The organism is Martinezella hainanensis (assembly GCF_900094555.1).
Classification (GTDB): Bacteria; Pseudomonadota; Alphaproteobacteria; order Rhizobiales; family Rhizobiaceae; genus Rhizobium; species Rhizobium hainanense.
On the sequence record NZ_FMAC01000001.1, the window covers coordinates 523,920 to 550,715 of the forward strand.

At 59.7% G+C, this 26,796-nt stretch carries 23 protein-coding genes; 8 read left to right on the forward strand and 15 right to left on the reverse strand.

Going from position 1 to position 26,796, the window contains the following annotated elements; all coding sequences use genetic code 11:
• Positions 1-110 precede the first annotated feature (110 nt).
• Together GA0061100_RS02545 and rpoD are read right to left on the reverse strand one after the other, a co-directional pair.
• Complete coding sequence (locus GA0061100_RS02545; RefSeq protein WP_075851030.1) at positions 111-911, reverse strand: APH(3')-II family aminoglycoside O-phosphotransferase; 801 nt, start codon at positions 909-911, stop codon at positions 111-113.
• 99 nt (positions 912-1,010) lie between these two features.
• Positions 1,011-3,071, reverse strand: coding sequence for an RNA polymerase sigma factor RpoD (gene rpoD / locus GA0061100_RS02550; protein ID WP_075851031.1), 2,061 nt, complete (start codon positions 3,069-3,071; stop codon positions 1,011-1,013).
• A gap of 108 nt (positions 3,072-3,179) precedes the next feature.
• On the opposite strand from rpoD, the gene GA0061100_RS34250 reads away from it, so the two are divergent.
• Complete coding sequence (locus GA0061100_RS34250) at positions 3,180-3,425, forward strand: hypothetical protein (RefSeq protein WP_143525372.1); 246 nt, start codon at positions 3,180-3,182, stop codon at positions 3,423-3,425.
• Between the two features lie 95 nt (positions 3,426-3,520).
• On the opposite strand, the gene tdh is transcribed toward GA0061100_RS34250, so the two are convergent.
• From tdh to GA0061100_RS34600, 3 genes are read right to left on the reverse strand one after another with little or no spacing between them, the layout of a single operon-like run.
• Entirely contained in the window at positions 3,521-4,558 is a 1,038-nt protein-coding gene (tdh, locus tag GA0061100_RS02555; RefSeq protein WP_075851032.1) for an L-threonine 3-dehydrogenase, read from the reverse strand.
• Between the two features lie 21 nt (positions 4,559-4,579).
• Entirely contained in the window at positions 4,580-5,767 is a 1,188-nt protein-coding gene (locus GA0061100_RS02560; RefSeq protein WP_075851033.1) for a glycine C-acetyltransferase, read from the reverse strand.
• A gap of 32 nt (positions 5,768-5,799) precedes the next feature.
• On the reverse strand, positions 5,800-5,949 hold the full coding sequence (locus GA0061100_RS34600) for a hypothetical protein (RefSeq protein WP_159444762.1): 150 nt from the start codon (positions 5,947-5,949) through the stop codon (positions 5,800-5,802).
• 80 nt (positions 5,950-6,029) lie between these two features.
• On the opposite strand from GA0061100_RS34600, the gene GA0061100_RS02565 reads away from it, so the two are divergent.
• Positions 6,030-6,800: an SDR family oxidoreductase gene (locus tag GA0061100_RS02565; RefSeq protein WP_075851034.1), complete on the forward strand. Its 771-nt coding sequence runs from the start codon at positions 6,030-6,032 to the stop codon at positions 6,798-6,800.
• 26 nt (positions 6,801-6,826) lie between these two features.
• Here the strand turns inward: GA0061100_RS02565 and recQ are convergent, their stop codons facing one another.
• The 3 genes from recQ to GA0061100_RS02580 all read right to left on the reverse strand — a co-directional run bounded on the left by recQ (position 6,827) and on the right by GA0061100_RS02580 (position 11,060).
• Complete coding sequence (recQ, locus tag GA0061100_RS02570; protein WP_075851035.1) at positions 6,827-8,707, reverse strand: DNA helicase RecQ; 1,881 nt, start codon at positions 8,705-8,707, stop codon at positions 6,827-6,829.
• Between the two features lie 7 nt (positions 8,708-8,714).
• Complete coding sequence (gene dnaG, locus GA0061100_RS02575) at positions 8,715-10,703, reverse strand: DNA primase (RefSeq protein WP_075851036.1); 1,989 nt, start codon at positions 10,701-10,703, stop codon at positions 8,715-8,717.
• A 114-nt stretch (positions 10,704-10,817) separates the two neighbouring features.
• The gene (locus tag GA0061100_RS02580; protein WP_075851037.1) at positions 10,818-11,060 is read right to left on the reverse strand and encodes a hypothetical protein; all 243 of its coding nucleotides are present in this window, start codon (positions 11,058-11,060) and stop codon (positions 10,818-10,820) included.
• 212 nt (positions 11,061-11,272) lie between these two features.
• Here GA0061100_RS02580 and GA0061100_RS02585 point away from each other — a divergent pair, with 212 nt between their 5' ends.
• The gene (locus tag GA0061100_RS02585) at positions 11,273-11,506 is read left to right on the forward strand and encodes a hypothetical protein (RefSeq protein ID WP_075851038.1); all 234 of its coding nucleotides are present in this window, start codon (positions 11,273-11,275) and stop codon (positions 11,504-11,506) included.
• Positions 11,507-11,855: 349 nt separating this feature from the next.
• Entirely contained in the window at positions 11,856-12,764 is a 909-nt protein-coding gene (locus GA0061100_RS02590) for a hypothetical protein (RefSeq protein WP_075851039.1), read from the forward strand.
• On the opposite strand, the gene GA0061100_RS02595 is transcribed toward GA0061100_RS02590, so the two are convergent.
• Entirely contained in the window at positions 12,739-13,191 is a 453-nt protein-coding gene (locus tag GA0061100_RS02595) for a GatB/YqeY domain-containing protein (protein ID WP_075851040.1), read from the reverse strand. The two genes, GA0061100_RS02590 and GA0061100_RS02595, sit on opposite strands and share 26 nt — an antisense overlap.
• A 300-nt stretch (positions 13,192-13,491) precedes the next feature.
• Between GA0061100_RS02595 and carA the strand changes: the two genes are divergently transcribed.
• Entirely contained in the window at positions 13,492-14,700 is a 1,209-nt protein-coding gene (carA, locus tag GA0061100_RS02600) for a glutamine-hydrolyzing carbamoyl-phosphate synthase small subunit (protein WP_075851858.1), read from the forward strand.
• 118 nt (positions 14,701-14,818) lie between these two features.
• Here the strand turns inward: carA and GA0061100_RS02605 are convergent, their stop codons facing one another.
• The 4 genes from GA0061100_RS02605 to GA0061100_RS02620 form a co-directional block, all read right to left on the reverse strand.
• Entirely contained in the window at positions 14,819-15,391 is a 573-nt protein-coding gene (locus tag GA0061100_RS02605; protein ID WP_075851041.1) for an EVE domain-containing protein, read from the reverse strand.
• A gap of 92 nt (positions 15,392-15,483) precedes the next feature.
• Positions 15,484-16,881, reverse strand: coding sequence for an MATE family efflux transporter (locus tag GA0061100_RS02610; protein WP_075851042.1), 1,398 nt, complete (start codon positions 16,879-16,881; stop codon positions 15,484-15,486).
• Positions 16,882-17,029: 148 nt separating this feature from the next.
• Positions 17,030-18,286 carry a TCR/Tet family MFS transporter gene (locus GA0061100_RS02615; RefSeq protein ID WP_075851859.1) on the reverse strand — a complete coding sequence of 419 codons (1,257 nt, stop codon included), beginning with the start codon at positions 18,284-18,286 and terminating at the stop codon, positions 17,030-17,032.
• Between the two features lie 160 nt (positions 18,287-18,446).
• Entirely contained in the window at positions 18,447-19,358 is a 912-nt protein-coding gene (locus tag GA0061100_RS02620) for a LysR family transcriptional regulator (RefSeq protein WP_075851043.1), read from the reverse strand.
• A gap of 124 nt (positions 19,359-19,482) precedes the next feature.
• Here GA0061100_RS02620 and GA0061100_RS02625 point away from each other — a divergent pair, with 124 nt between their 5' ends.
• Entirely contained in the window at positions 19,483-20,475 is a 993-nt protein-coding gene (locus GA0061100_RS02625; RefSeq protein ID WP_075851044.1) for an aldo/keto reductase, read from the forward strand.
• Positions 20,476-20,527: 52 nt separating this feature from the next.
• Here GA0061100_RS02625 and ypfJ read toward each other — a convergent pair whose 3' ends face one another.
• Positions 20,528-21,448, reverse strand: a complete 921-nt coding sequence (ypfJ, locus tag GA0061100_RS02630) for a KPN_02809 family neutral zinc metallopeptidase (RefSeq protein ID WP_075851045.1) — start codon at positions 21,446-21,448, stop codon at positions 20,528-20,530.
• Positions 21,449-21,541: 93 nt separating this feature from the next.
• Positions 21,542-22,033, reverse strand: a complete 492-nt coding sequence (locus GA0061100_RS02635) for a DUF2306 domain-containing protein (RefSeq protein ID WP_075851860.1) — start codon at positions 22,031-22,033, stop codon at positions 21,542-21,544.
• Between the two features lie 86 nt (positions 22,034-22,119).
• Here GA0061100_RS02635 and GA0061100_RS02640 point away from each other — a divergent pair, with 86 nt between their 5' ends.
• Entirely contained in the window at positions 22,120-22,944 is an 825-nt protein-coding gene (locus tag GA0061100_RS02640) for a LytTR family DNA-binding domain-containing protein (RefSeq protein WP_075851046.1), read from the forward strand.
• A 170-nt stretch (positions 22,945-23,114) separates the two neighbouring features.
• Entirely contained in the window at positions 23,115-26,600 is a 3,486-nt protein-coding gene (gene carB, locus GA0061100_RS02645; protein WP_075851047.1) for a carbamoyl-phosphate synthase large subunit, read from the forward strand.
• The last annotated feature ends 196 nt before the right edge of the window (positions 26,601-26,796 follow it).

Below are 26,796 nucleotides of genomic sequence, written 5' to 3' on the forward strand. Positions count from 1 at the left end.
ACCGCGAAAGAGGCATCTGTCGAAATCGAACTTGTCAGGCCTGCGCGCGATCCGCAATGGCGCAAAAACAAACCTGCGTGATCGCGGCGCAAGGACGACCGCTTCCATCGCTAGAAGAACTCATCCAGCAGCTGATAGTATGCCATCTTTTCAGCCTTCGGTTCAAAATCGCCATAAGCCTTCAAAAACTCGGCAACCAATTCCTCCCCGAAATTGTATGCGATGCTGCCGCAGGCAAGCGCAATATCCTGATGACGATCGGCAATGCCGAGACGGCCGCAATCGATATAGCCGCTGAATCTATCGCCATCGACTACGAAATTCGGAAGGCATGCATCGCCATGGGTGACGACGAAATCCTCCGTTGACGGTCTCTTGGCCTCAAGCTCACGGAAAAGATCCTCTGCCGACCTTCCCAACCGGGTCTCATCGAAGTCGTCCTCGTCGACGCGGCCGGCAAGCAAGCGCGCCCTTGCAGCACCAATTCTATTCTCCAGCCGATGATCGAAGGGACATGCAGCGATATCGACGGCGTGCAATCGCCGCAAAGCACCCGCCAAAAGCCGTACCCGATCGAGCGGCTGTAACCACTCCGCGCTGACGAGATCGCTGCCGGGAAGAGCGCTCATCAAAACCCATTCACGTTCGCCGTCCCTCTCATGGGCAATGACATCCGGGCAGGCAAGACCCTGCGAGGCCAGCCATCGCAATCTCTCAACCTCGCCGACCAGCTCGCCCAGGGGATCGAGCGGCTCGGTCTTGAGATAGACCGGCGCGCGTCCATCGGCTTCAAGCCGGAAGACATGGGCCGAGGAACGACCGAGTGCATCCTGCCGCCATTCGTATCCAGCCAACGCATCGCGGAGCCGGACAGGGATCGATGTTTCCATGAATTGCGGCTTGCTTGTCATGTTCACCCCCTGATGCCCATATCGTCAATGAAAAGCCCGGCTCGCTTTCGCGAGCCGGGCCTTGTTTCGTAAACTACCGATACTGGTTTGCGCCAGACCTCAACTGTCGAGGAAGCTTCTGAGCTTGCGCGAGCGGCTCGGATGCTTGAGCTTGCGAAGCGCCTTGGCTTCGATCTGACGGATACGTTCGCGCGTCACCGAGAACTGCTGGCCCACCTCTTCAAGCGTGTGGTCGGTGTTCATGCCGATGCCGAAGCGCATGCGCAGAACACGCTCTTCGCGCGGCGTCAGCGATGCCAGAACGCGGGTCGTCGTTTCGCGCAGGTTCGCCTGGATGGCGGCGTCGATCGGCAGAAGCGCGTTCTTGTCCTCGATGAAATCGCCGAGATGCGAATCTTCTTCGTCACCGACAGGGGTTTCGAGCGAGATCGGCTCCTTGGCGATCTTCAGCACCTTGCGCACCTTCTCGAGCGGCATGGCGAGCTTTTCGGCCAGTTCTTCCGGCGTCGGTTCGCGGCCGATTTCGTGCAGCATCTGGCGCGACGTGCGAACGATCTTGTTGATCGTTTCGATCATGTGCACCGGAATACGGATCGTGCGTGCCTGGTCGGCGATCGAGCGGGTGATCGCCTGACGAATCCACCAGGTGGCGTAGGTCGAGAACTTGTAGCCGCGGCGATATTCGAACTTATCGACCGCCTTCATCAGGCCGATATTGCCTTCCTGAATGAGGTCGAGGAACTGCAGACCGCGGTTCGTGTACTTCTTGGCGATGGAAATGACGAGGCGCAGGTTGGCTTCGACCATTTCCTTCTTGGCGATACGTGCTTCGCGTTCGCCCTTCTGCACCATGTGAACGATGCGGCGGAATTCCGAGATCGAAATACCGGTTTCGGTCGCAAGGTTCTGGATTTCCTGGCGGATGTCGCGGATCGTCGTGTTTTCGCTCTTGGCGAATTCCTTCCAGCCGCGAGCAGCCAGATTGCCGATCGACTTCATCCAGTTCGGGTCGAGTTCGGCGCCCTGGTACTGTTCCAGGAAGCTGTCGCGCTTGACGCCATAGGATTCGGCAAGACGCAGCAGGCGGCCTTCGTTCTGCACGAGGCGCTTGTTGATGTCGTAGAGCTGCTCGACGAGCGCGTCGATGCGGTTCTGGTTCAGCGACAGAGACTTGACCGACTTGACCAGCTCATCCTTGAGTTCCTTGTAGCGGCGCTCCTGCGCGGAGGACAGCGTGCCCGAAGCCGACAGGCGCTGCTCGACCTGCTGGTCCTGCAGCTTGCGCAGCTTCTTGTAGGTTTCGGCGATAATGTCGAGCGTCGTCATCACCTGCGGGCGAAGCTCGGCTTCCATCGCGGCGAGAGAGAGGTTGGATTCGTCTTCGTCCTCTTCCTCTTCCTCGATCGGCAGGCCTTCGCCACCGACATTGGTGATGTCGTCGTCACCGGAAGGAGCGCGGCCGCGGCGTGCCTTTTCCTTCTCTTCGGCAGCCTTGCGGTCAGCCTCGATCTTCTCGGGGCTCTGGAACTGCGGTGCAGCCTTGGCCTCAGGACCGGAATAGGTGGTTTCGAGGTCGATGATCTCGCGCAGCAGCGTCGTGCCTTCGTTGAGTTCATCGCGCCAGATAATCAGCGCCTGGAACGTCAACGGGCTCTCACAGAGGCCGCCGATCATGGTTTCGCGGCCAGCCTCGATACGCTTGGCAATCGCGATTTCGCCTTCGCGCGACAGAAGCTCGACGGAACCCATTTCGCGCAGATACATGCGCACCGGGTCGTCCGTACGATCGGTCGGCTCTTTCTTCTTGGCCGTCGCAAGCGCGGAACCGGTGGAGGGGGCCAGCTCGCCGCCTTCACTTTCATCGTCGCCGCCGGCATCGTCGTCGTCGTTCGAGGCAGCACCTGCCTCTTCGACGTCTTCGTCTTCGATGACGTTGATGCCCATGTCCGAAAGCATGGCCATCGTGTCTTCGATCTGTTCGGACGTCACTTCTTCGGACGGAAGAACGGCATTGAGCTCGTCCATCGTCACGTAGCCGCGCTTCTTCGCGGCCTTGATCATCTTCTTGACCGCGTCATCGGAAAGATCGAGAAGCGGGCCGTCGGAGGTGCCGTCGCGTTCGACTTCAGCTTCTTCGTTCTCTTTGACCTTTGTTGCCATCTCTATATCGTCGCTTTCCCTGACGCTGCAAACTTACACGCGGTGAAACATTCACACTGACTGGCGCGCCCTGCACCAGCCGCGACTCACCGACGAACACCTAACGGAATGACCTTTAATGCCCGATTAACCACGATCACCGCCACCGGAGTGCAAAGCTGGATTGCGTTTGGATTTCCGGCCATGATATTAGGTGATCCGCTCGATCCAGTTTACCGTTCTTTCCGAAGACAAACGGTGATTCCCAGAATTTTAGTTCTCGTCAAGCTTTTCCAGCAAAAAAGCCCGTTAAATACGCGAAAAAGCCTTATCCACAGGCTTCGCACGCCGCAATTAATTGTTTCCCGTATTTAGGAAGTCCCCGCGCGATGACAAGAGGATTCTAAACAAAGCCGCACATTTCCAGCATCGGCAGGTATTGCCAAGGCCGGAAGTGTGTCCGAATGGCATCAATTCCAGTCCATCACCACCTTGCCGGAGTTGCCGGAACGCATGGCTTCGAAACCATCACGGAAATCATCGATGCCGATGCGGTGGGTAATGACAGGCGATACATCGAGGCCGCCCTGAACGAAGGCGATCATCTTGTACCAGGTCTCGAACATCTCGCGGCCATAGATGCCTTTCAGGTTCAGCATCTTGAAGATGACCTTGTTCCAGTCGATCTCGAAGCCGGCCGGCGCAATACCGAGAATGGCGATCTTGCCGCCATTGTTCATCTTATCGATCATGTCGCGGAAGGCAGGCGCGGCACCCGACATTTCCAGGCCGACGTCGAAACCTTCGGTCATGCCGACGGATTTCATCACATCGGCAAGGTTCTCCTTAGAAGCATCGACGACATGATCGATGCCGACCTTGCGGGCAAGCGCCAACCGGGTTGGATTGATATCGGTGATGACGACCTTGCGGGCGCCGGAGCGCTTGGCAACCATCGCCCCCATGATGCCGATCGGCCCTGCGCCGGTCACAAGCACATCCTCGCCGACCAGATCGAAGGAAAGCGCGGTATGGACCGCATTGCCGAAGGGGTCGAAGATCGCCGCGATCTCATCCGGAATGTCGTCCGGGATCGGCACGACGTTGGATTCAGGAATGCAGACGAATTCGCCGAAGGAGCCTGGGCGGTTGACACCGACGCCGAGCGTGTTGCGGCAGAGATGACCCCTGCCCGCCCGGCAATTCCGACATTTGCCGCAGACGATATGGCCTTCGCCCGAGACCCGCTCGCCGACATGATACTTCGTCACGGCAGAACCAATCTCGGCAATCTCGCCGCAGAACTCGTGGCCGACGACCATCGGCACGGGAATGGTCTTCTGCGCCCATTGATCCCAGTTCCAAATATGGACATCGGTCCCGCAAATCGCCGACTTCTTGACCCGGATCAGAACATCGTTCGGCCCGACCTCCGGCACCGGGACATGCTCCATCCACAGCCCGACTTCGGGCTTGGCTTTGACCAGCGCTTTCATCATGTTCGACATGATCGGTTCTCTCCAACCAATTCAAATGATTCCAAGTTCTTTTCCGGCCTCCGCAAAGGCTGCGATCGCCTTTTCGACATCAGCCTTGGAATGGGCGGCCGACATCTGCGTACGGATGCGCGCCTGGCCTTTCGGCACGACAGGGAAGGAGAAGCCGATGACGTAGACGCCCTTCTGCAGCATCAGCGCCGCCATGTCCTGCGCGAGCTTCGCGTCGCCGAGCATGACGGGGATGATCGGGTGATCGGCGCCGGCCAGCGTGAAGCCGAGCTTCGTCATCTCGCTGCGGAAGAGTTCCGCATTGCCTCGGAGCCGCGCACGCAACTCGCTGCCGTTCTCGATCAGATCGAAGACCTTCAGCGATGCAGCCGCGATGACCGGCGCCAGAGTATTGGAGAAGAGGTAAGGACGCGAGCGCTGCCGCAGCCATTCGACGATCTCGCCCCTGGCCGACGTATAACCACCGGATGCGCCTCCGAGCGCCTTGCCGAGCGTGCCGGTGATGATATCCACCCGGCCTTCGACGCCGCAATATTCCGCCGATCCCCGGCCATGCTCGCCGATGAAGCCGACCGCATGGCTGTCATCGACCATGACCATTGCGCCATATTTTTCCGCCAGATCGCAGACACCGCCGAGATTGGCGATGATGCCGTCCATCGAGAAGACACCGTCCGTGGCGATCAGCTTGAAGCGGCTGCCCTCGGCCTTCTTCAGTTCCTCTTCCAAGGCCGCCATGTCGTTGTTGGCATAGCGGAAGCGCTTTGCCTTGGAGAGCCGCACACCATCAATGATCGAGGCATGATTAAGGGCATCCGAAATGATGGCATCCTCTTCCGACAGCAGCGTCTCGAACAACCCGCCGTTGGCATCGAAGCACGAGGAGTAGAGGATCGTCGCTTCCATGCCGAGGAAGGCTGAAATCCGCGCCTCGAGCTGCTTATGCTCCTCCTGCGTGCCGCAGATGAAACGAACCGAGGCCATACCATAGCCATAGCGATCGAGTGCCCTCTTCGCGGCCTCGGCGAGCTCCTCGTTATCGGCAAGGCCGAGATAGTTGTTGGCACAGAAATTGAGAACGCGCGCGCCGCCAAGCACGGCGATCTCGCCGGCCTGCTTGGAGGTGATGACACGCTCGGCCTTGTAGAGGCCGGCTTCTTTCAGGCCGAGAAGTTCATTGCGCAAATGGGATATGAACGCTGAAGTCATGGTCGCATTCCGATGCTGGTCAAAGTGCCTAATTAATCAAGAAATAACATAGGATCCGGCCGCTTGCTGCACCCAGCAGCGGCAAAAATGCGCAACACGGTGACGTCGGCGCGATAGGGCGCAGTTTCGATATTATCTGTCAAACCGACCCGCTTGCGCGCAACTTCCTGGTCAAACTTCATCAGCTTCCATCGCAAAAATTACTTGACTGAGTCCAATATTTTGCGCCAGATTGCCATCGGTCTCAAGATAAGAGAGCGCTATGAACATATTTCACAGATTCTCCCTCGCAGGGCGAATTGCCCTTGTTACCGGAGGCGGACGCGGACTCGGATTTGAGATGGCAAAGGCGCTCGCCGATGCCGGCGCGCACGTCATCATCAACGGGCGGACCGCGGCTACGTTGGATACGGCCGTCGAGATCATCCGAGCAAGAGATGGCTCGGCAGAAGCTGCCGCCTTCGACATTTCCGACCGCGACGCACAGCGTGAGGCAATGAATGACATCGAGAAGAGCCACGGCCGGCTCGACATATTGATCAACAATGTCGGCGCCCGCGACAGGCGCGCTCTGGCCGATTTCGACGACGAGGCGATCCTCACCTTGCTGAACACCGATCTCGCCGCCTCGATCATGCTCTCCCGCGACGCCGCCCGCCTGATGAAGCGAAACAGTCATGGGCGGCTGATCTCGGTCACCTCGATCAGCGGACAGGTCGTCATGCCGGGTGATTGTGTCTATCCCGCTGCCAAGCAGGGGTTGGCGGGCCTCATGCGCGGCATGGCGGTGGAATTCGGTCCTTACGGCATCACCAGCAACGCCATCGCTCCAGGCTGGTTCGCAACGGAAACCAATGCCGCAATGGCCGCGAACGAAGAACTGATCCCCTTCGTGCGCCAACGTATCCCGGTTCAGCGCTGGGGGCGTCCGGACGAAATTGCGGGGGCTGCGCTATTCCTTGCCAGCGACGCCGCCTCCTTCGTCAACGGCCACGTCCTGACCGTCGATGGCGGCATGACGGTGCGGATGTAGCGCATCGACCGTCGGGCTTCAGCATGTCATCGGCTGCTGAATTCCGAAATTACAGCGAGGAATGCATCGCCGTAGCGTTCAAGCTTCGACTGCCCGACACCGGAAATCTCAAGCAGAGCCTTGCGGCTGCCCGGCCGCTCCGTCGCAAAGGCGATCAGAGTCGTATCCGGGAAGACGACATAGGGCGGCACGCCCAATTCCTTGGCAATCCGAGTGCGCTCGGCACGCAGCGCATCGAAGAGGAGCTGGTCCTCGCCGGCCAGACCGTGCGCCTGCTTCTCCGGTCGCCCCGCCTTCTTGCCGCGACGGCCGGGCTCGGGCCGGTCCTTGCGAAAGAAGACCTGCCGCTCGCGCTTGAACACCGCCCTCGCCTGCTCTTCCAGCTTCATGGCGCCAAAGGCCGTGTGATCGATGCTGATGAAACCGTTTGCCAATAATTGCCGGAAGATCGATTGCCAGGTGCGGGAAGGAATATCCTTTCCTGCGCCGAAGACAGGCATATCGACATGGCCGAAGCGTTCGGTCTTCTCGTTGATCGTACCGATCAGCACATCGATGACGTGGCCGGTGCCGAAACGCTCGCCGGTACGATAGACCGCGGCGAGCGCCTTGATGGCCGCTTCCGTGCCGTCCCAGGTCTCGACAGGCTTCAGGCACGTATCGCAATTGCCGCAACCGCCGCCATGCGCCTCGCCGAAATGCGCGAGGATCGACTGTCGCCGGCATCCTGCGGTTTCGCAGATCGCAAGCAGCGCATTGAGCTTTGCCCGTTCCACCCGCTTGATTTCCTCGGATGCACCACCCTCGTCGATCATTCGACGCCGCTGGATGACATCGGCCATGCCATAGGCCATCCAGACATTGGAGGAGAGACCGTCGCGCCCGGCACGACCCGTCTCCTGATAATAGGCTTCGACAGAACCCGGCAGATCGAGATGGGCAACATAGCGCACGTTCGGCTTGTCGATGCCCATGCCGAAGGCGACCGTTGCCACGAGGCACAGATCTTCTTCCTTCAGGAAGGCGTCCTGATTGGTGTCGCGAAGCGACCGATCCATGCCGGCATGATAGGGTAGCGCGCGAACACCCTGCCCGTTCAGCCACTCCGCCGTGTCCTCGACCTTGGCACGCGAGAGGCAATAAACGATGCCGCTGTCGCCGCGATGGCCGTCGAGAAAGCGCAGCAATTGCTGGCGCGGCTGGTCGCGCTCGACGATTTCATAGGTGATGTTCGGACGATCGAAGCTTGTCGTGAACACCTCGGCATTGTCGAGAGCCAGCCGCTCGATGATGTCGTCGCGGGTATGCGGATCGGCCGTTGCGGTCAGCGCGATGCGCGGAACGCCGGGAAAGAGTTCGGCAAGCCTGCCGAGATCGCGATACTCCGGCCTGAAATCATGGCCCCATTGCGAGACGCAATGCGCCTCATCGATCGCGAAAAGCGCGATCTTCGCTCTGCCGATCATCTGGCAGAAGCCTTCCGTCGCAATGCGTTCCGGCGTCACATAAAGCAGATCGAGCTTGCCGGCGGAAATGGCGCGATAAATCTCGCTGGCCTCTTCGCGCGACAGGGATGAGTTCAAGGCGGCCGCCCGGATGCCGAGCTGCTTCATCGCCTCCACCTGATCCCGCATCAACGCGATGAGCGGAGACACGACGATCCCGACACCATCGCGGCAAAGCGCCGGGATCTGGAAGCACAATGACTTGCCGGCACCGGTCGGAAACAGCACGACCGCATCGCCGCCGGAGACAACATGCTCGACCACTTGCTGCTGCTTGCCGCGAAAGGCCGAGTAGCCATAGACGCGCTTCAGGATGTCGAGCGGCGCCAACGCACCCATGCGTTCATCGAACAACGCGTCGCCTACGGAAAATCGCGGCTCTTGTCTCTCAAACTGAGGCATCTATTCCCTATTTTCCAGCGGCACCTTTGACGCGACCGGAAAGCACGCCGAAGCCATCGATGATCGCCTCCTGATTTTCCAGTCGTAGCGCCTCGAGCTGCACTTCCTGCAAGGCGCGAATCAGCGGCTCAATCGCTTCACCGTCGCCTTCTTCGGTTGCCTCGGCAATAGCACCTTCCAGCTCGATCTTATGCCAGCGCAATGCTTTCGAACGCTTGTGGAGAGCAAGCGCCTGGCGATAGCCCTCGCGCGCGTCCTCCATGGCGGCTTCCTCGGTTGCCGTCCACAGACGGGCATTGCGAATCTGCTGCTCCAGGCCCTTCAGCAGGACGCCGAAATCCTGTTCTTCCAATTGCTCGAGCAGTCGCTCGCGGACGAGCTGAGGCCCGACCAGAGTTGCGGCCGCCCCGAGAACCGCGGACCAGAGCCGCTGCAGTTCACGGCTGTCATAGTCGATGGCGGCGATCTCGTCATATTCGTCCTGCAGTAGCGCCGGATGGTTGACGATGGTCAAGGCGAGCACACTTTCGCGAAGGCTTGGAATATCCTGATGCCCCTTGATCATGGCCGAGCGCTGCAAGCGATCGGATGCCGTCGTTGCCATCGCGGCCCCAGCACGCGCCTGTCCACCGCGTCCTGCGAAGTTACGGCCGTTGCCGTCGCGGGAAAAACCGCGCGCCTGCTGGCCACCGTTCCGCTGGAACTGCGGCTGGAACAGCCCGTTCAACCGCTCACGCATATTCTGCTGATAATGGCGGCGCACATCTTCATCGCCGATGACCGAAACAATACGTCGCAACCGCGCTTCCAGCTCCGCCCGCGCTTCCGGCGTCTCGAAGGCGCCGCCGCCCGCCTCTCTTGTCCATATCAGATCAGCCAGCGGCTTTGCCTGCGCCAGTACCTTGTCGAACGGCGCGCGTCCGTCCTGCCGGACAAGATCGTCAGGATCCTTGCCGTCGGGCAATAGCGCAAAGCGCACGGTGCGGTTCGGCTTGATATGCGGCAGCGCCAGATCGGCGGCGCGATTGGCTGCACGGATACCGGCACCGTCGCCATCGAAGCAGAGCACCGGCTCCGGCGTCATCTTCCAGAGGAGATCGAGCTGGCTCTCTGTCAGGGCCGTGCCGAGCGGCGCGACCGCATTCTCGACGCCGGCCTGATGCAGCGCGATGACATCCATATAGCCTTCGACCGCGATAATGGTGCCGGCGCCATCGGCACCTTGGGCAGCGCGGCGCGCACGGGTGAAATTGTAGAGCACGTTGCCTTTGTGAAAGAGCTCCGTCTCGTTGGAATTCAGATATTTCGCCGGCGCATCCGGCGACATGGCGCGGCCGCCGAAGGCAATCACCTTCTCGCGCGACGACAGGATCGGAAACATGATGCGGTCGCGGAAGCGGTCATAGGAGACCGGCACGTTCTCATGGACGACGAGCCCGCAGGCTTCAATCTGCTCCTTCAGCACGCCCTTGCTGGCGAGATGTTCTTTCAAAGCGTTGCGGCTATCGGGCGAATATCCCAAGCGGAAGGTTTCGATCGTGCGGCCGCTGAGCCCGCGGTCACGCAGATAGGCACGTGCTTTCGCGCCATTGGCGGTCTGCAGCTGATCCTGAAAGAACTGAGTCGCCATCTCCATGACATCGAGCAGCGACGTGCGTTCCTTCTCCCTTTTCGCCTCCATCGGGTCGGCAACCGGCATCGGAACGCCGGCCATATCGGCGATCTGCTGCACCGCTTCCGGAAAGCTCAAGCCCTCCAATTCGGTAAGAAAGCGGAAATGATCGCCCGTCACGCCACAACCGAAGCAATGATAGCGCCCCTTGCGATCCTCGCAGTGGAAGCTCGGCGATTTCTCGCCGTGGAATGGGCAGCAGGCCCAGTAATCGCCACGCGGCACATTCGTCTTGCGCCGATCCCAGGTCACACGACGACCGATCACGTCCGAAATCAAAACGCGGTCGCGAATCTCGTCGAGAAACGTATTGGAAAATCGCATGGCTACCTCTGGCTCATCCCATATAAACAGGAATGGAGGGCATTGCCACGACGACCCGGCCGCCTCCCACGCTATTCACAGCCCTTTGTCGGCGATTGCATTTTCGCCCTACGATCACAACTCCGTGAACACAACAGCGCATTCATCCGCATTCGCGTCGAAATCCCAGGCTGCGTTTAACAGGCCCGAAGCGCCCCAAAATCCCTTCACCATGACCGGAACTGGCGTAATCGCGCGCACGGAAGTAACTATTTCGTACGCAAAAATCCGCAAAAAAGCAAAGGCTTGCACAGCCTGCAGTCGATAAACGCGAGCAAGCTCGGCACCATAGACAATCAACGGCTGCAAAGCGATCACACCCTGGGGACACTCTCTGAAGGCGCATCTGCGGCAAGGTTCGTAAGCCAAACATTATTTTTTTGTAATTTGATTGTTGGTGTGCGCCGCAATAGCGTTCTTCTCACAGGGCGAGACAAGCCGGCGAAGAAACTTCTTTGCGACGCGACATGCCGAGACGCCCTGACGAACCGGAAGCCACCAGGTACGGGCTTTCAGTTTAGGAGAGGGAAATGCGCGTTCTTATCGTACCCTTGGCAGCAGCAGCCATCTTCGCCACGGCTACCTATAGCTCGGCCACGATGGATAGCGGCGCCAGCGAAAAGAATGTGCTCTATGCCGGTGCGGGATATCAGTTGCCGGCGAATATGAAAGTTCCTGCCCTTACGGCAGGCGTAAAGGTTCAAATGTCCGAACTGCCGCCGCAGGCGTTGGCTTTGCCCCAGCAGATCAGGATTTTCAGATAAGTTCAGCAGATACTCAGGTGGGGCACCATCCCTACCCCCGGCGCCGCCCCACCTGAGTGCCTTTGCAAAAGACGTTTGATTTTTGGGCCCCACCCTGCGTCATCAAACGTCAGCAAAGCGCAAGAAGGCAGGAGCTCCCCCAGCTCCTGCCTTCTCTAATTTTGCGCCATCTCAATTTCGCGACAGTACGAGTATTCAAGATATGCTGCGGAACATCTTTGGTTCATCGCCGCGAGTATCTTGACGCAACGATATCGATCGATATCTTTTATTATCTACGTATATGCGATCTTAGTAATTATCTCGTCAGACAATTTGAAAATTTGTTCAGTTGATCGGAGACGGTTGCATGTCTTTATCCGCGAAGGAACTTGCTCAGGACCCGAAATTTTTCACGGAAATCCTCGGTTATACACGAGAGATTATATCCACTTATGATGAGAATCAGAGCGTATGCTCTGTCTTTGCTTCACAGCAACGTTGGCTGATGGCGCTCGCCGGCTTCGCCCTTTATTGCGGCGGCATCGACGGAGAACCGCCCGGCATCCATGCCAATCGCTTCGCCAACTATATCGTCGAACACGAAATCGCCAGCCACAACACCGCGCTCAGCTTCATTCAGGAGATGCTGGCTCTCGGTTTTCTGCGTTACCTGCCTGTTGCAAGCGATCGGCGCGCGCGGCCAATGCAGCCCACGGAAGAGGCTGCAAAACAGCTTGCCAAATGGATGGGTATCCATCTTTCGGTGCTGGATCGATTGGATGGCGGCAAGCGCAACGCCCTATTTAGCAAAAAACCGGAACTCATCGGCCTGCTACAGCCCCCGATCTCGGTCGGCATCATCGAGAGTGACGACCTGCGCCATCCGGGAGAAACGTTCGATCTGTTCACCTGGGCAAATTCAGGCGGCATCATCATGGATTACCTGATCTCCCGCATCGGCACGATCAACCCGACGACTCGGAAAGCGATCATCGGGCCGGTAGCCTTTACGGATATCTGCAGCCGGTTTCTCATCTCAAGAACCAACGCAAAGCGGCTCATGAACAAGGCCATAAAAATGCAAAGCGTCGGATGGACCGGATCGCCGGGACGGAGCCAGCTTTGGCTCTCCACCGCGTTCATCGAGGAATATCGGAACTATCAGGCGGGGAAACTCGCCATCATAGACGCCGCCTGGCAAAATACCTTCGGCACACGGCCGGTCCGTATGCCGAAGGTGAAGCAGAGTTTTACTTCAGCAGTTCCTTCAGGATAGCCGAGGCCTTTGCGAAATCCATCTGGCCGGCATACCGCTCGCGCAGGGCAGCAACGCACCTGCCCATATCCTTCAGGCCCTGCGCGCCGAGTTCCGCGACGATCGCGACGCAAATCTCGCGCACCTTCTCTTCGGAAAGCTGCTCGGGCATGAAACCCTGGATGACGGTGATTTCTTCACGTTCCTTGTCGGCGAGCTCCGGGCGGCCGCCGTCGATGTAGATCTTCACCGATTCTTCGCGCTGCTTGATCATCTTGGCGAGCAGCTGCAGGATTTCATCCTCGCTCGCCTGTTCCTTGCCGAGACCGCGATTGGCGATATCCTTGTCCTTGATGGCAGCGAGGATCAGACGAACGGTCGAAAGCCTCGCCGTATCCTTTGCCCTCATGGCATCCTTCTGGGCATTGGAAAGGGTCTCGCGGATCATGTCTTTAACTCCTTGAAGCAGGCCGGCAACGATCGACCCGGCCACCTATATCATCTTGCCTGTCTCTTAGACCAACAGTGTCGATCAATGCAATTGTGGCCCAGAGCCCGAATTCCTTGATAGGAAAGCAAAAGCGCGCATTGACCGGCTCGCCTTGTTTAGCTATGTCCATCACCTGCACATTAGATCGATAGGAAGATCTCAAGCCGCGACCTGGGTCGCCGGCTGTACCTTGCTACAAACATGGCGGAAGCCGACGGTCTGTTCAAGGCCGCGCTCGACGCCGGAAACGGGATGACTATGACCGCGACAGCCCCATGGACCACTGAAAAGCCGACCGCCCTGCTCGTTCTTGCCGACGGCACCGTGATCGAGGGCAAGGGCATCGGCGCGACCGGCAAGGTCCAGGCCGAAGTCTGCTTCAACACGGCGCTGACAGGTTATGAGGAGATCCTGACCGATCCCTCCTATCTCGGTCAGATCGTCACCTTCACTTTCCCTCATATCGGCAATGTCGGCACCAACGATGAAGATATCGAAGACCTGACGCCCGCCGCCCGCCATGGCGCCGTCGGCGTCATCTTCAAGGCCGACATCACCGATCCCTCGAACTACCGCGCCGCCAAACATCTCGACCAATGGCTGAAGGCGCGCGGCATCATCGGTCTTTGCGGCATCGACACGCGCGCACTGACCGCCTGGATCCGCGAAAACGGCATGCCGAACGGCGTGATCGCCCATGATGTCAACGGCGTCTTCGATATCGACCAGTTGAAGGCGGATGCCAAGGCCTGGAGTGGCCTCGAAGGTCTCGACCTTGCCAAGGTCGCCTCCTCCGGCCAGTCCTCGCAATGGTCGCAGACGCCCTGGGTCTGGAACGAAGGCTATGGCGAACTCGGCGCCGACAACGCAAAGTATCACGTCGTCTGCCTCGATTATGGCGTCAAGCGTAACATCCTGCGCCTGTTTGCCGGCCTCGATTGCAAGGTCACCGTCCTGCCGGCGACAGCATCGACGGACGAAGTCCTCGGCCTGAAGCCGGACGGCATCTTCCTCTCCAACGGCCCCGGCGATCCGGCTGCAACCGGCGAATATGCCGTACCTGTCATCAAGGATCTGCTGAAGGCGGAAATCCCGCTCTTTGGCATCTGCCTCGGTCACCAGATGCTGGGCCTCGCACTCGGCGCCAAGACGGCAAAGATGCACCAGGGCCATCACGGCGCCAACCATCCGGTGAAGGACCACACGACGGGCAAGGTCGAGATCGTCTCGATGAACCATGGCTTCGCGGTCGACTCGAAGTCGCTGCCGGAAGGCGTTGAGGAGACTCATATTTCGCTCTTCGACGGCAGCAATTGCGGCCTGCGCGTTGCCGGCAAGCCGGTCTTCTCCGTCCAGCATCACCCGGAAGCTTCTCCCGGCCCGCAGGACAGCCATTATCTTTTCCGCCGCTTCATCAATCTGGTGCGCGAAAAGAAGGGCGAGTCCGCTCTGGCAGAACGCGCCTGATAACGTCGACGACCCAATCGCATAAGAAAAGCCCCGGATTGATCATCAATCCGGGGCTTTTCTTTTTGCGCGTCAACTTGGGAGGTCTGCCGTCACATTGGTTCATGCTTGTCGAAACTCAGGCTTGCAGGCGGCGCTGCTTCACCACTTCAAGCTCGCTCATCAGGATTTCCTCGAGGAACTCGAAGTCGGATTGTCCGAATTCAACGAGACCGAATCTGAGCTTGTAGCCCCAATTCTTGTCCTGGGTGAAATCGAGCCAGCCCAGCAGTGGCCGAAGCGGTTGTTCGGGCGCGTCCAGCCAGTCCACATCCTTGCGATAGGCTTTTCCGCAACCCATTTCGCCAAGATAAGGCTCACCCTCACGGACAAAGCCGATAGCGGTGAAGCTCTGAAAGCCGTCCCTCTCGCCCATTTTGACGGATGGGGAGTAGTAGACGATGCCGTCGCCCGGCTTGATGCGCTGCAAGGGGGCTCGTTTGCCGTGGTTCACCTGCATGAAGCCATGCTGGCGCCCAATGCGAACGTGCTCGGCGCTGGCCACCGCCAGCCAGTAGGATTTCTGCTCCGGCTCCCGTCGCCGGGACAAGCTGTTGGCGTGTGGCAGGAGGCGTACGGCCGCCCCCCGATTGATCTGATCTTCCCGCGGGAAAAGCGCGGCATCACTATGATTGCTTGCCTTGAATATCATGGTCGTCTCCCGTCTCTGGTATGAGACAGATATAGACGATCATGCTGTCAATTTTTGTCAGTAGTCTTGTAGCGCAAGGAAGGCTGCCGCAATCAGCTGGCCGCCTTGTCCGAGCGCACCAGAATATAGAACCGCGCGCAAAGCATCGCCGCCGCGGAGGCAAGGCCAATCAGGAAGCCGAACCAGATACCGATGCCGCCGAAGCCGACCGGAAATGCCAGCAGCCAGGCCAGGAAGAAGCCGATCGGCCAATAGGCGATCAGCGCCATGATCATCGGCACGCGCGCATCCTTCAGACCGCGCAGCAGACCGCTTGCGATCGCCTGCAGCCCATCGACGAGTTGGAACAGCCCGGCCACGACGATCAGCGGAGCGGCAAAAGCCAGCACCTGCGACGCTTCGGCCGAGTGGATGTCAAGGAACCAGCTTGCCAGCCAGGATGGCACAGTCGCAAACAGGATGCTGCCGCAAAGCGCGATGCAGCACGAAACGACGAGCACCACGATGGCCGCGCGCTTAAGGCCGAGATGATCGCCCTGTCCGTGGGCGACACCGACGCGTACGGTCGCCGCCTGGCTGAGGCCGAGCGGGATCATGAAGGCGATGGACGCCCACTGCAGAGCGATACCATGAGCGGCAAGCTCGATCGTGCCGATCTGACCCATCAACAACGAGGCAGCCGTGAAGAGGCTGACCTCAGCCAGAACCGTCACACCGATCGGAAAGCCAAGTCGGATGACATCCCACAAGGCATTCCAGTCGGGCCGCCAGAACCGGACGAAGATCTCATAGCGACGCGTTTCCTGGTGGGCCTGAACGTAACCGACGATGAAGAGGAAGCCGGCGGTCTGCACGGCGACGGAAACAATGGCCGCACCATGCAGGCCCATCGCCGGCTGGCCGAAATGGCCAAGCACCAGAATGTAGGCGAGCACCGCATTCATGACGAGCATGGCAATGGTGACCTTGAGGATGATGCCGGCGCGGCCAATGGCGCTCACCAGCGCCCGGATGACATTATAGAGCAGCCCCGGCAACACGGCGAAGTGGCCGATGTCGATATAGCCGCTCGCCAATTTCGCGACGTCGGGTTTTTGTCCGGCCGCGAGCAGAATCTCTTCGGAATAGAAGAAGGCCGGCTGTGCCAACAGCCAATAGGCTGTTACGACCCATAGGCCCATGCGCAGCGCACGGCGTACCGAGGTAACGTCGCCTCTGCCATAGGCCTGCGCCACCAGCGGCATGACCGCGATGGAAAAACCCGAACCGAAAACCAGGATCGTGAACAGAAATTGCGCGGAAAGCACCATCGCCGCCAGCTGCTCGGCACCGAGCCGGCCCACGATCATCACGTCGGTGGTGTTGATCCCGAGCTGCGCCAATTGCGCTCCGATTAGCGGAATGCCCAGCGCGAGCGTTGCGCGGACATGTGCAGACCACGAATTATCATTGTCATGCGCGAGCGGGCGCGCAGGTACCGGCATATCCATAGCGAAGACTCGATCTTTAGAACCGCGCGAACCGCCCTACCCAAGGGTGCGCGAGCCTGCCGCATTACCGCAACTTGGCTCAAAAAGCCAGCAGGCAGGCCTATGATGCTAAAGAATTCATCAGAACATCAAAATATCTGATGAATTTTTAGGCCGCCTCACCTGCTTGCGACTGCGAAACGACAGCCGGTTCGGTCTTGCGGACCTTGGTCAGAAGCACGATCAGCGCCGTGGCAACCAGGATCGCTCCCATGATGAACGGTGCGCCGGCAAAGACGACGGGCGCTGTCGGCGCTGTGTAGTATTGGAAAAGATAGGGGAACAGTACGGGGCCGATGATCGCGGTGATGCTCGTCAGGCTGCCGAGTGCGCCTTGCAGCTCGCCCTGCGCCGAGGGCGGCACCTTGCTGGCGGCAATCGACCGCAAAGGCGCATCCGCGACATTTTCGATCACGGTCAGAACAACGACCGCGTAGACCATCCATCCCTGCCATGCAAAGGCATAGCCCAACAGGCCAAGGCAGGAGAACATCAGCCCGAGCAGCGCCGTTTTCCATTCGCCGAGCACCGGCACCAGCCGCGGCAGCGCCAGACCCATGGCGATTGCCGCACCGATCCCATAGACAGCGAGCGAGAAACCGATCTGTCCTTCGCTCCAGTCGTAACGATAAGAGGTGACGAAGGCCCAGACGGCCGGATAGACGCCGTGCGCCAGCCAGTTCAGGAACATGACGACGCAGACCCAGCCGATGCCCTGATAGCGCCGCATCTGCCGGAGAGCGCCGAACGGATTGGCTCGCGCAATCTCGAAGGGTCGGCGATGCTTGGCATCCAGCGTTTCCGGCAGCAGGAAATAGGCGCCGACGAAATTCAGGAACGCCAGAGCCGCAGCGCCATAGAAAGGCACGCGCGGCCCGAATTCGCCGAGGAAGCCGCCGATGACCGGGCCAAGGACGAAGCCGACGCCGAAGGCCATGCCGATCAGGCCGAAATTCTTCGCGCGGTTCTCGTCATTGCTGATGTCGGCGATATAGGCCGAGCAGGTCGAAAAGCTTGCGCCGCTGATGCCGGCAAGAATGCGGCCGACGAACAGCATCCAGTAGGTGCCGGCGATCGCGCAGATGAAATTGTCGATCGCAAATGTCAGCACGGAAGCAAGCAGAAGCGGCCGGCGGCCATAACGATCGCTCAGATTGCCGATCAACGGCGAAAATAGGAACTGCATGGCGGCATAGGCCAGCAGCAACCAGCCACCCTCGGTCGCCGCGGCACTGACCGACGCACCCGTCAGCTCTTCCAGATATTTCGGCATGACCGGCATGATGATGGCGATGCCGATGACGTCCAGGAAGAGAATGAGGAAGACGAGGAACAGGCCTCGGCGGGCGAATTTCTGATCGATCATGGAGATGCCTTTGGGCGGCTCCGCCTCGATGAAAGAGACAGAACGTGAACGAAAAACCGGAGCGTCCCCCATACATAAAGATTTTGGCAGAAACAATCCGTGAACGCTTCAATCTTATTGATTTATTGACCGCTTTTTTTGATCCTTGGCAGAAAAGTGACTATGTGCCGCGACCCCGCCGTTGCTCGCGATTCAGAAAGTCGACGAAGGCCCGAAGCGGCGTCGGCATATGCCTGCGGCTCGCGTAATAAAGAAACGGGCCGGAGAACTCCGTGTCCCACTCTTCGAGGATGGGCACCAGTTCTCCACTGGCGATCTGCGGCGCGAGGAACTCCCGAAAAGTGCGGATGATGCCCAATCCCGCGGCAGCCGCATTGCGCTCGATCTCGATCGAATTGGTCGAGACGACCATCGGCGGCGCGATGAAGATCGTCTCCCCTTTCCTTTCGAATTCCCACGGCGCCACCGTGCCGCTCAGGAACCGATGGCGGATGCAGCGATGCTCAAGTATGTCGCGCGGATGCTTGGGCGTGCCATGGGTCGCAAGGTAGTCTGGCGAAGCGGCCGTAACATAATGCTGGCGCCGCGGCCCGATCGGTACGGCGATCATATCCTTTTCCAGTCTCTCGTCGTAGCGGATGCCGGCATCGTAGCCGGCGGCCACCACATCGATGAACGTGTCCTCGGCGACGATTTCCACTGATATTGCCGGGTATTCCTTCAGGAAGCGGCTTATAATGTTGGGCATGACAACCGTGGCGGCGACTGTCGGCACATTCAGCCGCAATGTCCCGCCGACGCTGTCGCGAAAGCTGTTGATGTCGTCGAGGGCGACGGCAATCTCGCTCATGGCCGGCGTCAGGCGCTCCATCAGCCGCTCTCCTGCCTCCGTCGGTGTCACACTTCGGGTCGTGCGATTGAGCAGGCGCACCGCCAGCCGTTCCTCCAGACGCCGCACCGCTTCGCTTAACGACGAGGCGGAAACGCCGCGCCTGCGTGCCGCTTCCCGGAAGCTGCGCTCGCGGGCAACGGCGGTAAAGGCAACCAGATCGGCCAGCGGCAAGTCATCCATTGTGCGAAATTCCAAACAACCTGTTTCAATTTACCCGGATTATCGCACAGAGCACGATCGAGTAAAACAGCATCGACAGAGGCCTGCAAGAAAATGAGCGCGCCTTCGACCAAGGAGACTAACGATGAAAAAGCATCAATTGGGAAAGACGGGGCCGCAGGTATCCGCGCTCGGCCTCGGCTGCATGGGCATGTCCGGCATGTACGGCCCGTCCGACCGCGCCGAGAGCATCGCCACCATCCACGCCGCGCTCGATGCCGGCATCAACTTGCTCGATACGGGCGACTTCTATGGCATGGGCCACAATGAGATGCTGATCGGCGAAGCCATCAAGGGGCTGAACCGAGACGATCTCCTGCTCAGCGTCAAGTTCGGCGCCCTGCGCGATCCTTCCGGTGCATGGCTCGGCTACGACGCCCGCCCGGCGGCGATCCGGAATTTCGTCGCCTATTCGCTGCAGCGCCTCGGCGTCGACCATATCGACATTTACCGCCCCGCCCGTCTAGATCCAAATGTACCGATCGAAGACCAGATCGGCGCGATATCGGATCTCATCAAGGCAGGCTACATCAGGCACATCGGCCTGTCCGAGGTCGGCGCTGACACCATACGCCGCGCCGCCGCCGTGCATCCGATCGTCGATCTGCAGATCGAATATTCGCTGATCTCGCGCGGCATCGAGGACAAGATCCTGCCAACCTGCCGCGAACTTGGCATCGGTATCACTGCTTATGGTGTTCTTTCCCGCGGCCTTATCAGCGGCCACTGGCAGAAGGATAATGTCCAAAAGGGCGATTTCCGCACGATGAGCCCGCGCTTTCAGGCAGGAAACGTCGAAAAGAACCTGGAATTGGTGGAAGCGCTACGAGGGATCGCTGAGGCGAAGGGTGCCAGCATCGCCCAGATCGCCATCGCCTGGGTCGCAGCCCAGGGCACGGAGATCGTTCCTGTTATCGGCGCCCGCCGCCATGATCGCCTTACGGAAGCCTTGGGAGCGCTTTCGGTTGAATTGTCTGAGGCCGACATGGCTGCGATCGAACGCGCGATCCCGAAAGATGCCGCGGCCGGCGGCCGCTATCCGGAAGCACAGCTGACACATCTCGACAGCGAGAAATAATGCGGAAAACGACTTGCCCGCTCGCCGATGCTCAGCGAGCGGACAAGCAAGATCAGACCGGATTGTTGAGAGTATCGCAATCCGAGAGCTTGCCGGAATCGAAACCCTGCTTGAACCACTTCACGCGTTGCGCCGAGGTGCCGTGGTTGAAACTGTCGGGAACGACATAACCCTGCGTGCGCTTCTGCAGCGTATCGTCGCCGATCTGCTGCGCAGCATTCAGCGCCTCTTCAAGATCGCCGGTCTGCAGGATGCCCTTCTGCTGCGTGAACTTGCCCCAGATGCCGGCAAAGCAATCGGCTTGCAGCTCGATGCGCACGGACATCTTGTTGGCGTCGACTTCGCTCATGTTGCGGCGGGCCTGATTGAACTTCGGCAGGATACCGAGCAGGTCCTGGACATGATGGCCGACCTCATGTGCGATCACATAGGCTTGCGCGAAATCGCCGGATGCGCCGAACTGATCCTTCATCTGCTGGAAGAAGGCCATGTCGAGATAGACCTTCTGATCGCTCGGGCAATAGAAGGGGCCGGTTGCCGCCGAAGCTTGGCCGCAAGCCGAAGGGAAGCTGCCGGAGAACAGCACCAACTTCGGATCCGTATAGGTCTGCCCCATCGACTTGAAGATACCGGTCCAGGTGTCTTCCGTATCGGCAAGAACAGTCGCAACGAACTGCTTCATCTCGTCATTGGCCGGCTGACCGCCGCCGCTGCTGTTGGAGGTGCTTTGCTGATATCCGGAGCCGCCGCCCTCCAGCATGCCACTTTGCTGCAGCAGGCCGATAACGTCGACGCCCATGGCTCTCAGGATCAGGAAGATCACGATGAGCACGATAATGGTACGGAAGCTCAAACCGCCGCCGCCAATCCCCCCGCCGGGAAACCGGAAGCCGCCACCGCCGCCGCCGCTCATAGGCGATGAGCCGCGTTCGTCCTCGATATTGTCGGATTGCCGACGCCCCTTCCAATCCATAGTGCACCTCCTGGCGATGCCTAAAATCAAAGTCCCTTGAGGCATTTATATATCCAGGAAGTGTAACAAAGCCAGTTGGCTATCGACAGAACATTAGCTTAAACGCCGCCGCCGCCATATTTCTTTGGACGTGGACCATAAAAGCGCAATGGCTATAGCTATCGCGACCAGAAACGGCGCCGTTTCGTCGCCATCGAAAGCCACTCTGTTCATGATCCGCCCCGGAAGAAAGGTAAAAGCTCCGGCACCAACGATGCCACCGAAGTAAAGGCTTCTGACGATGCGCTTATGCGCCTCGATATTGTGCCTGCGCGCATTGGCGATCGCTCTCCAACAACCGAAGAGAACGAGTATCGAGAGCATGTGAATCGGACTGAAGCCGTAGAACATATTGATCTGATGAATGAAGAAGCTCGATAGTGCGGTCACGACCATCAGGACCAACCATATCTTGCCGAGCAGGCGATGCCTTGGCGTCCCCTTGGGCCCAAGAAGGAGATAGGCTCCGAGCAGGGCGGCCGGAACGACCGCCGCGACATGGATCTGGATCGCGATTGGGGCATCAAGAAGCGGCTCAAAGGTCATCATCTGTATCCGGTTGAGTTTATAGAGCCTTTCCGCGATAGTGTTGTTCTCTCAATCGAAATTGCGCAAGAGAACGGGAAATCTTCGTGGATCACACCTTTCTGCAGTCCACGCTTCGTGAATTGCAGGTCATCCAGCGTTCGCCGCGCTTCTGGGCGACCTTTGTCACCATCGTCCTGATCTTCGCCTTGACCGGACCGTACGGCACCCTTGACCGGCTCATGCCGGGAGCCCGGCTCGGCTACTGGCTCGCCCTTCATGCCATGGCATGGTCCATCGCAATCGTATTTTCCGTCGTCGCCGAAATCCTGCTGCGGAGACATGTGGCGGGCATGTTCGCCCGGATGATGATCGGCTCCGTCGCCGCCGCATTGCCGATCGGCTTCGGCATCACGCTTGTCGACTTCGCCTTCTTCGGCACGCTGCCCACCGTGAGCGGCAGCCTGCGTCAATCGCTGGGCTCCATACCGCTTTGCGCCCTCTTCTGTATCCTCACCTATTTGACCATGCATCGGCAGATCGCGATGGCAGCTGCGGGAACGGATCTCGCGGAAGCGAAGACAATGTCCACCTCTGCACCCGAGATTCGGCCCCGGACACCTCAGCCGCCGATTCTCTTGCGTTTGAAGCCGGAAAACCGCGGAGCGCTGATAAGGCTCACCGTTCGCGACCATTACACCGAGGTCGTGACAACACGCGGCCGCGAACTCATCCTCTTGCGCTTCGGCGACGCCCTGATGGAAATCGGCAACATAGAAGGTATCCGCCTGCACCGATCGCATTGGGTCGCGACGGACCATGTCGCCAGCCTGAAACGCGACAATGGCAAGCTTTTCGTGATCGCGCGCGACGGCGCGGAGATGCCCGTCAGCCGCTCCTATGCCGAAGATGTCCGGCGTCGTTTCGGCTAATGGCGACAAAGTCGGCAGAATTCATGTCGATTCCGCCATTTATGGGGTTCCGTTTGCAAATACATTTGCCTATAAGCCGCTTCTAGCCTGAAAATATTGCCCATGCGCCCCGACCGGTGATCTCCCACCCTGGCCGGCTTTTTGCGCAACGAAAAAACGGATGAGAGCCCATGCCGAAGCGCCAAGATATCAAATCGATCCTCATTATCGGTGCAGGACCGATCGTTATCGGACAGGCTTGCGAATTCGACTATTCGGGTACTCAGGCCTGCAAGGCACTGCGAGAGGAAGGCTACCGGGTCATCCTCGTCAATTCCAATCCGGCAACGATCATGACCGATCCGGGCCTGGCGGATGCGACCTATGTCGAGCCGATCACGCCTGAAGTCGTCGCCAAGATCATCGCCAAGGAACGCCCGGATGCGCTGCTGCCCACCATGGGCGGCCAGACGGCACTCAACACCGCGCTCTCGCTGAAGCGCATGGGTGTGCTCGACCGCTACAATGTCGAGATGATCGGCGCCAAGCCCGCAGCCATCGACATGGCCGAAGACCGCGCCCTCTTCCGCGAGGCCATGGCCCGCATCGGCCTTGAAACGCCGCGCTCCATGCTGGCCAACGCCACCGACATCAAGGATGCCGACCGCAAGACGCACGAGGCCGAGCGCAGCAAGCTCAAGGCACAGCTGTCCGGTGCCGAGCTCGACAAGGCGCTCGACGCGCTCGAAAACCAGTGGAACCTCGGCGAAAGCGACCGCAAGCAGCGCTATATGAGCCATGCCATGGCCGTTGCCGCGCAGGCGCTCGACCACGTCGGCCTGCCCGCCATCATCCGCCCGTCCTTCACCCTCGGCGGCACCGGCGGCGGTATCGCCTACAACCGCTCGGAATTCTTCGAAATCGTCGGCGGCGGTCTCGATGCCTCCCCGACCACGGAAGTGCTGGTTGAGGAATCAGTACTCGGCTGGAAGGAGTTCGAGATGGAAGTCGTCCGCGACACCGCGGACAATTGCATCATCATCTGCTCGATCGAAAACATCGATCCGATGGGCGTCCACACCGGCGACTCGATCACCGTCGCCCCGGCGCTGACGCTGACCGACAAAGAATACCAGATCATGCGTAACGCCTCGATCGCGGTCCTACGCGAGATCGGCGTCGAAACCGGCGGCTCGAACGTGCAGTTCGCCGTCAATCCGAAGGATGGCCGCCTCGTCGTCATCGAAATGAACCCGCGCGTATCCCGTTCCTCAGCGCTGGCCTCGAAGGCAACCGGCTTCCCGATCGCCAAGGTCGCGGCCAAGCTCGCCGTCGGCTACACGCTGGACGAACTGGAAAACGACATCACCGGCGGCGCGACCCCGGCCTCTTTCGAGCCGTCGATCGACTATGTCGTCACCAAGATCCCGCGCTTCGCCTTCGAGAAGTTCCCCGGCGCCTCTCCGGTTCTGACGACCGCGATGAAGTCGGTCGGCGAAGTCATGGCGATCGGCCGCACCTTCGCAGAATCGCTGCAGAAGGCATTGCGCGGCCTCGAAACCGGCCTGACGGGTCTCGACGAGATCGAGATCCCCGGCATCGAGGAAGGCGAAGGCAGCCAGAACGCCATCCGCGCCGCCATCGGCACGCCGACGCCGGACCGGCTGCGCATGGTCGCGCAGGCCTTGCGCCAGGGCATGAGCATCGAAGAGGTGCATGAAGGCTGCAAGATCGACCCTTGGTTCCTCGAGCAGCTGAAGAACATCGTCGACATGGAAGTTCGCATCCGCGAGCATGGCCTGCCGCTGGATGCCGCCAACCTGCGCATGCTGAAGGCCATGGGTTTCTCCGACGCGCGTCTTGCGACCCTCACCGGCAAGCGCCCGAAGGAAGTGGCTGAATTCCGCAATTCGCTGAATGTCCGCCCGGTCTTCAAGCGCATCGACACCTGCGCCGCCGAATTCGCCTCGCCGACCGCCTATATGTATTCGACCTACGAGACGCCTTTCGTCGGCGCTGCCCGTTCCGAAGCGCAGGTTTCCGACCGCAAGAAGGTCGTCATCCTCGGCGGCGGTCCGAACCGGATCGGTCAGGGCATCGAATTCGACTATTGCTGCTGCCACGCCGCCTTCGCGCTGAAGGATGCAGGCTATGAAGCGATCATGATCAATTGCAACCCGGAAACGGTTTCGACCGACTACGACACATCGGATCGTCTTTATTTCGAGCCGTTGACGGCGGAAGACGTCATCGAAATCTTGCGCGCCGAGCAGGAAAAGGGCGAAGTCGTCGGTGTCATCGTGCAGTTTGGCGGACAGACGCCGCTGAAGCTCGCCGAAGCGCTGGAAAAGAATGGCATCCCGATCCTCGGCACCGCGCCAGACGCGATCGACCTTGCCGAAGACCGCGACCGCTTCCAGAAGCTCCTGATGAAGCTCGATCTCAACCAGCCGAACAACGGTATCGCCTATTCGGTCGAGCAGGCTCGCCTCGTCGCCTCCGAAATCGGCTTCCCGCTGGTCGTGCGCCCGTCCTACGTTCTCGGCGGCCGCGCCATGCAGATCCTGCATTCGGAAGGACAGCTCCAGACCTACCTGCTCGACACGGTTCCGGAACTGGTGCCTGAGGACATCAAGCAGCGCTATCCGAACGACAAGACCGGCCAGATCAACACGCTGCTCGGCAAGAACCCGCTTCTGTTCGACAGCTACCTTGCCAACGCCATCGAAGTCGATGTCGATTGCCTCTCCGACGGCACCGACGTCTATGTCGCCGGCATCATGGAGCATATCGAGGAAGCCGGCATCCACTCGGGCGACTCCGCCTGCTCGCTCCCCCCTCGCACGCTCTCCGCCACGATGATCGACGAGCTTGAACGCCAGGCGAAGGCCATGGCCAAGGCTCTCAACGTCGGCGGCCTGATGAACGTCCAGTTCGCCATCAAGGACGGCACGGTCTACGTGCTCGAAGTCAACCCGCGCGCCTCGCGCACGGTCCCCTTCGTCGCCAAGACCATCGGCGCGCCGATCGCCAAGATCGCCGCACGCGTCATGGCCGGCGAGAAGCTGGACGCGACATTCGCTGCCTATGGCGACAAGCCCGATCCGCGTAAGCTGAAGCACATCGCGGTCAAGGAAGCCGTCTTCCCCTTCGCCCGCTTCCCCGGCGTCGACACCCTGCTCGGGCCGGAAATGCGCTCGACCGGCGAAGTCATCGGCCTCGACACCGATTTCGCGCTCGCTTTCGCCAAGTCGCAGCTCGGCGCCGGCGTCGAACTGCCGCGCGACGGAACGGTGTTCGTCTCGGTCCGCGACGACGACAAGCCGCGCGTACTGCCCGCCATCCGCATGCTGGCCGAACAGGGCTTCAAGGTGCTCGCAACCGGCGGAACCCAGCGCTTCCTGGCCGAAAACGGCATCGAGGCGACCAAGATCAACAAGGTTCTGGAAGGTCGGCCGCATATCGAGGATGCAATCCGCAACCGCCAGGTCCAACTCGTCATCAACACGACGGACAGCAACAAGGCGATCTCGGATTCGAAGTCGCTTCGTCGCGCCACGCTGATGCAGAAGGTGCCCTACTACACCACTATGGCCGGCGCCGAAGCAGCCGCCATGGCGATCAAGGCACTGAAGGCCGGCAACCTCGAAGTACAACCGCTGCAGAGCTATTTTTGAGGCGCATAAATCAGCTGCAAAGGACGTGGGCGGGATAGCCGGCTCACGTTCATAATTGCGCAATCAGGCGATCGAGCGGGCAAGGAGCTTCAACGGGAGCTTTCCTTAAACCTTCGAATTTTCTGGCTTTCGTCTGTCGCAATCTGCTATAGGTGAAAGAATAATGACTCTGGATGGTTCCGAAGTACCGCTTCGG

Coding starts and splice junctions, on each gene's coding strand:
- GA0061100_RS02545 (WP_075851030.1), bottom strand. CDS start 911: ATGACAAGCAAGCCGCAATTCATGGAAACATCGATCCCTGTCCGGCTC.
- rpoD (WP_075851031.1), bottom strand. CDS start 3,071: ATGGCAACAAAGGTCAAAGAGAACGAAGAAGCTGAAGTCGAACGCGAC.
- GA0061100_RS34250 (WP_143525372.1), top strand. CDS start 3,180: ATGACCTTTAATGCCCGATTAACCACGATCACCGCCACCGGAGTGCAA.
- tdh (WP_075851032.1), bottom strand. CDS start 4,558: ATGTCGAACATGATGAAAGCGCTGGTCAAAGCCAAGCCCGAAGTCGGG.
- GA0061100_RS02560 (WP_075851033.1), bottom strand. CDS start 5,767: ATGACTTCAGCGTTCATATCCCATTTGCGCAATGAACTTCTCGGCCTG.
- GA0061100_RS34600 (WP_159444762.1), bottom strand. CDS start 5,949: ATGAAGTTTGACCAGGAAGTTGCGCGCAAGCGGGTCGGTTTGACAGAT.
- GA0061100_RS02565 (WP_075851034.1), top strand. CDS start 6,030: ATGAACATATTTCACAGATTCTCCCTCGCAGGGCGAATTGCCCTTGTT.
- recQ (WP_075851035.1), bottom strand. CDS start 8,707: ATGCCTCAGTTTGAGAGACAAGAGCCGCGATTTTCCGTAGGCGACGCG.
- dnaG (WP_075851036.1), bottom strand. CDS start 10,703: ATGCGATTTTCCAATACGTTTCTCGACGAGATTCGCGACCGCGTTTTG.
- GA0061100_RS02585 (WP_075851038.1), top strand. CDS start 11,273: ATGCGCGTTCTTATCGTACCCTTGGCAGCAGCAGCCATCTTCGCCACG.
- GA0061100_RS02590 (WP_075851039.1), top strand. CDS start 11,856: ATGTCTTTATCCGCGAAGGAACTTGCTCAGGACCCGAAATTTTTCACG.
- GA0061100_RS02595 (WP_075851040.1), bottom strand. CDS start 13,191: ATGATCCGCGAGACCCTTTCCAATGCCCAGAAGGATGCCATGAGGGCA.
- carA (WP_075851858.1), top strand. CDS start 13,492: ATGACCGCGACAGCCCCATGGACCACTGAAAAGCCGACCGCCCTGCTC.
- GA0061100_RS02605 (WP_075851041.1), bottom strand. CDS start 15,391: ATGATATTCAAGGCAAGCAATCATAGTGATGCCGCGCTTTTCCCGCGG.
- GA0061100_RS02610 (WP_075851042.1), bottom strand. CDS start 16,881: ATGGATATGCCGGTACCTGCGCGCCCGCTCGCGCATGACAATGATAAT.
- GA0061100_RS02615 (WP_075851859.1), bottom strand. CDS start 18,286: ATGATCGATCAGAAATTCGCCCGCCGAGGCCTGTTCCTCGTCTTCCTC.
- GA0061100_RS02620 (WP_075851043.1), bottom strand. CDS start 19,358: ATGGATGACTTGCCGCTGGCCGATCTGGTTGCCTTTACCGCCGTTGCC.
- GA0061100_RS02625 (WP_075851044.1), top strand. CDS start 19,483: ATGAAAAAGCATCAATTGGGAAAGACGGGGCCGCAGGTATCCGCGCTC.
- ypfJ (WP_075851045.1), bottom strand. CDS start 21,448: ATGGATTGGAAGGGGCGTCGGCAATCCGACAATATCGAGGACGAACGC.
- GA0061100_RS02635 (WP_075851860.1), bottom strand. CDS start 22,033: ATGACCTTTGAGCCGCTTCTTGATGCCCCAATCGCGATCCAGATCCAT.
- carB (WP_075851047.1), top strand. CDS start 23,115: ATGCCGAAGCGCCAAGATATCAAATCGATCCTCATTATCGGTGCAGGA.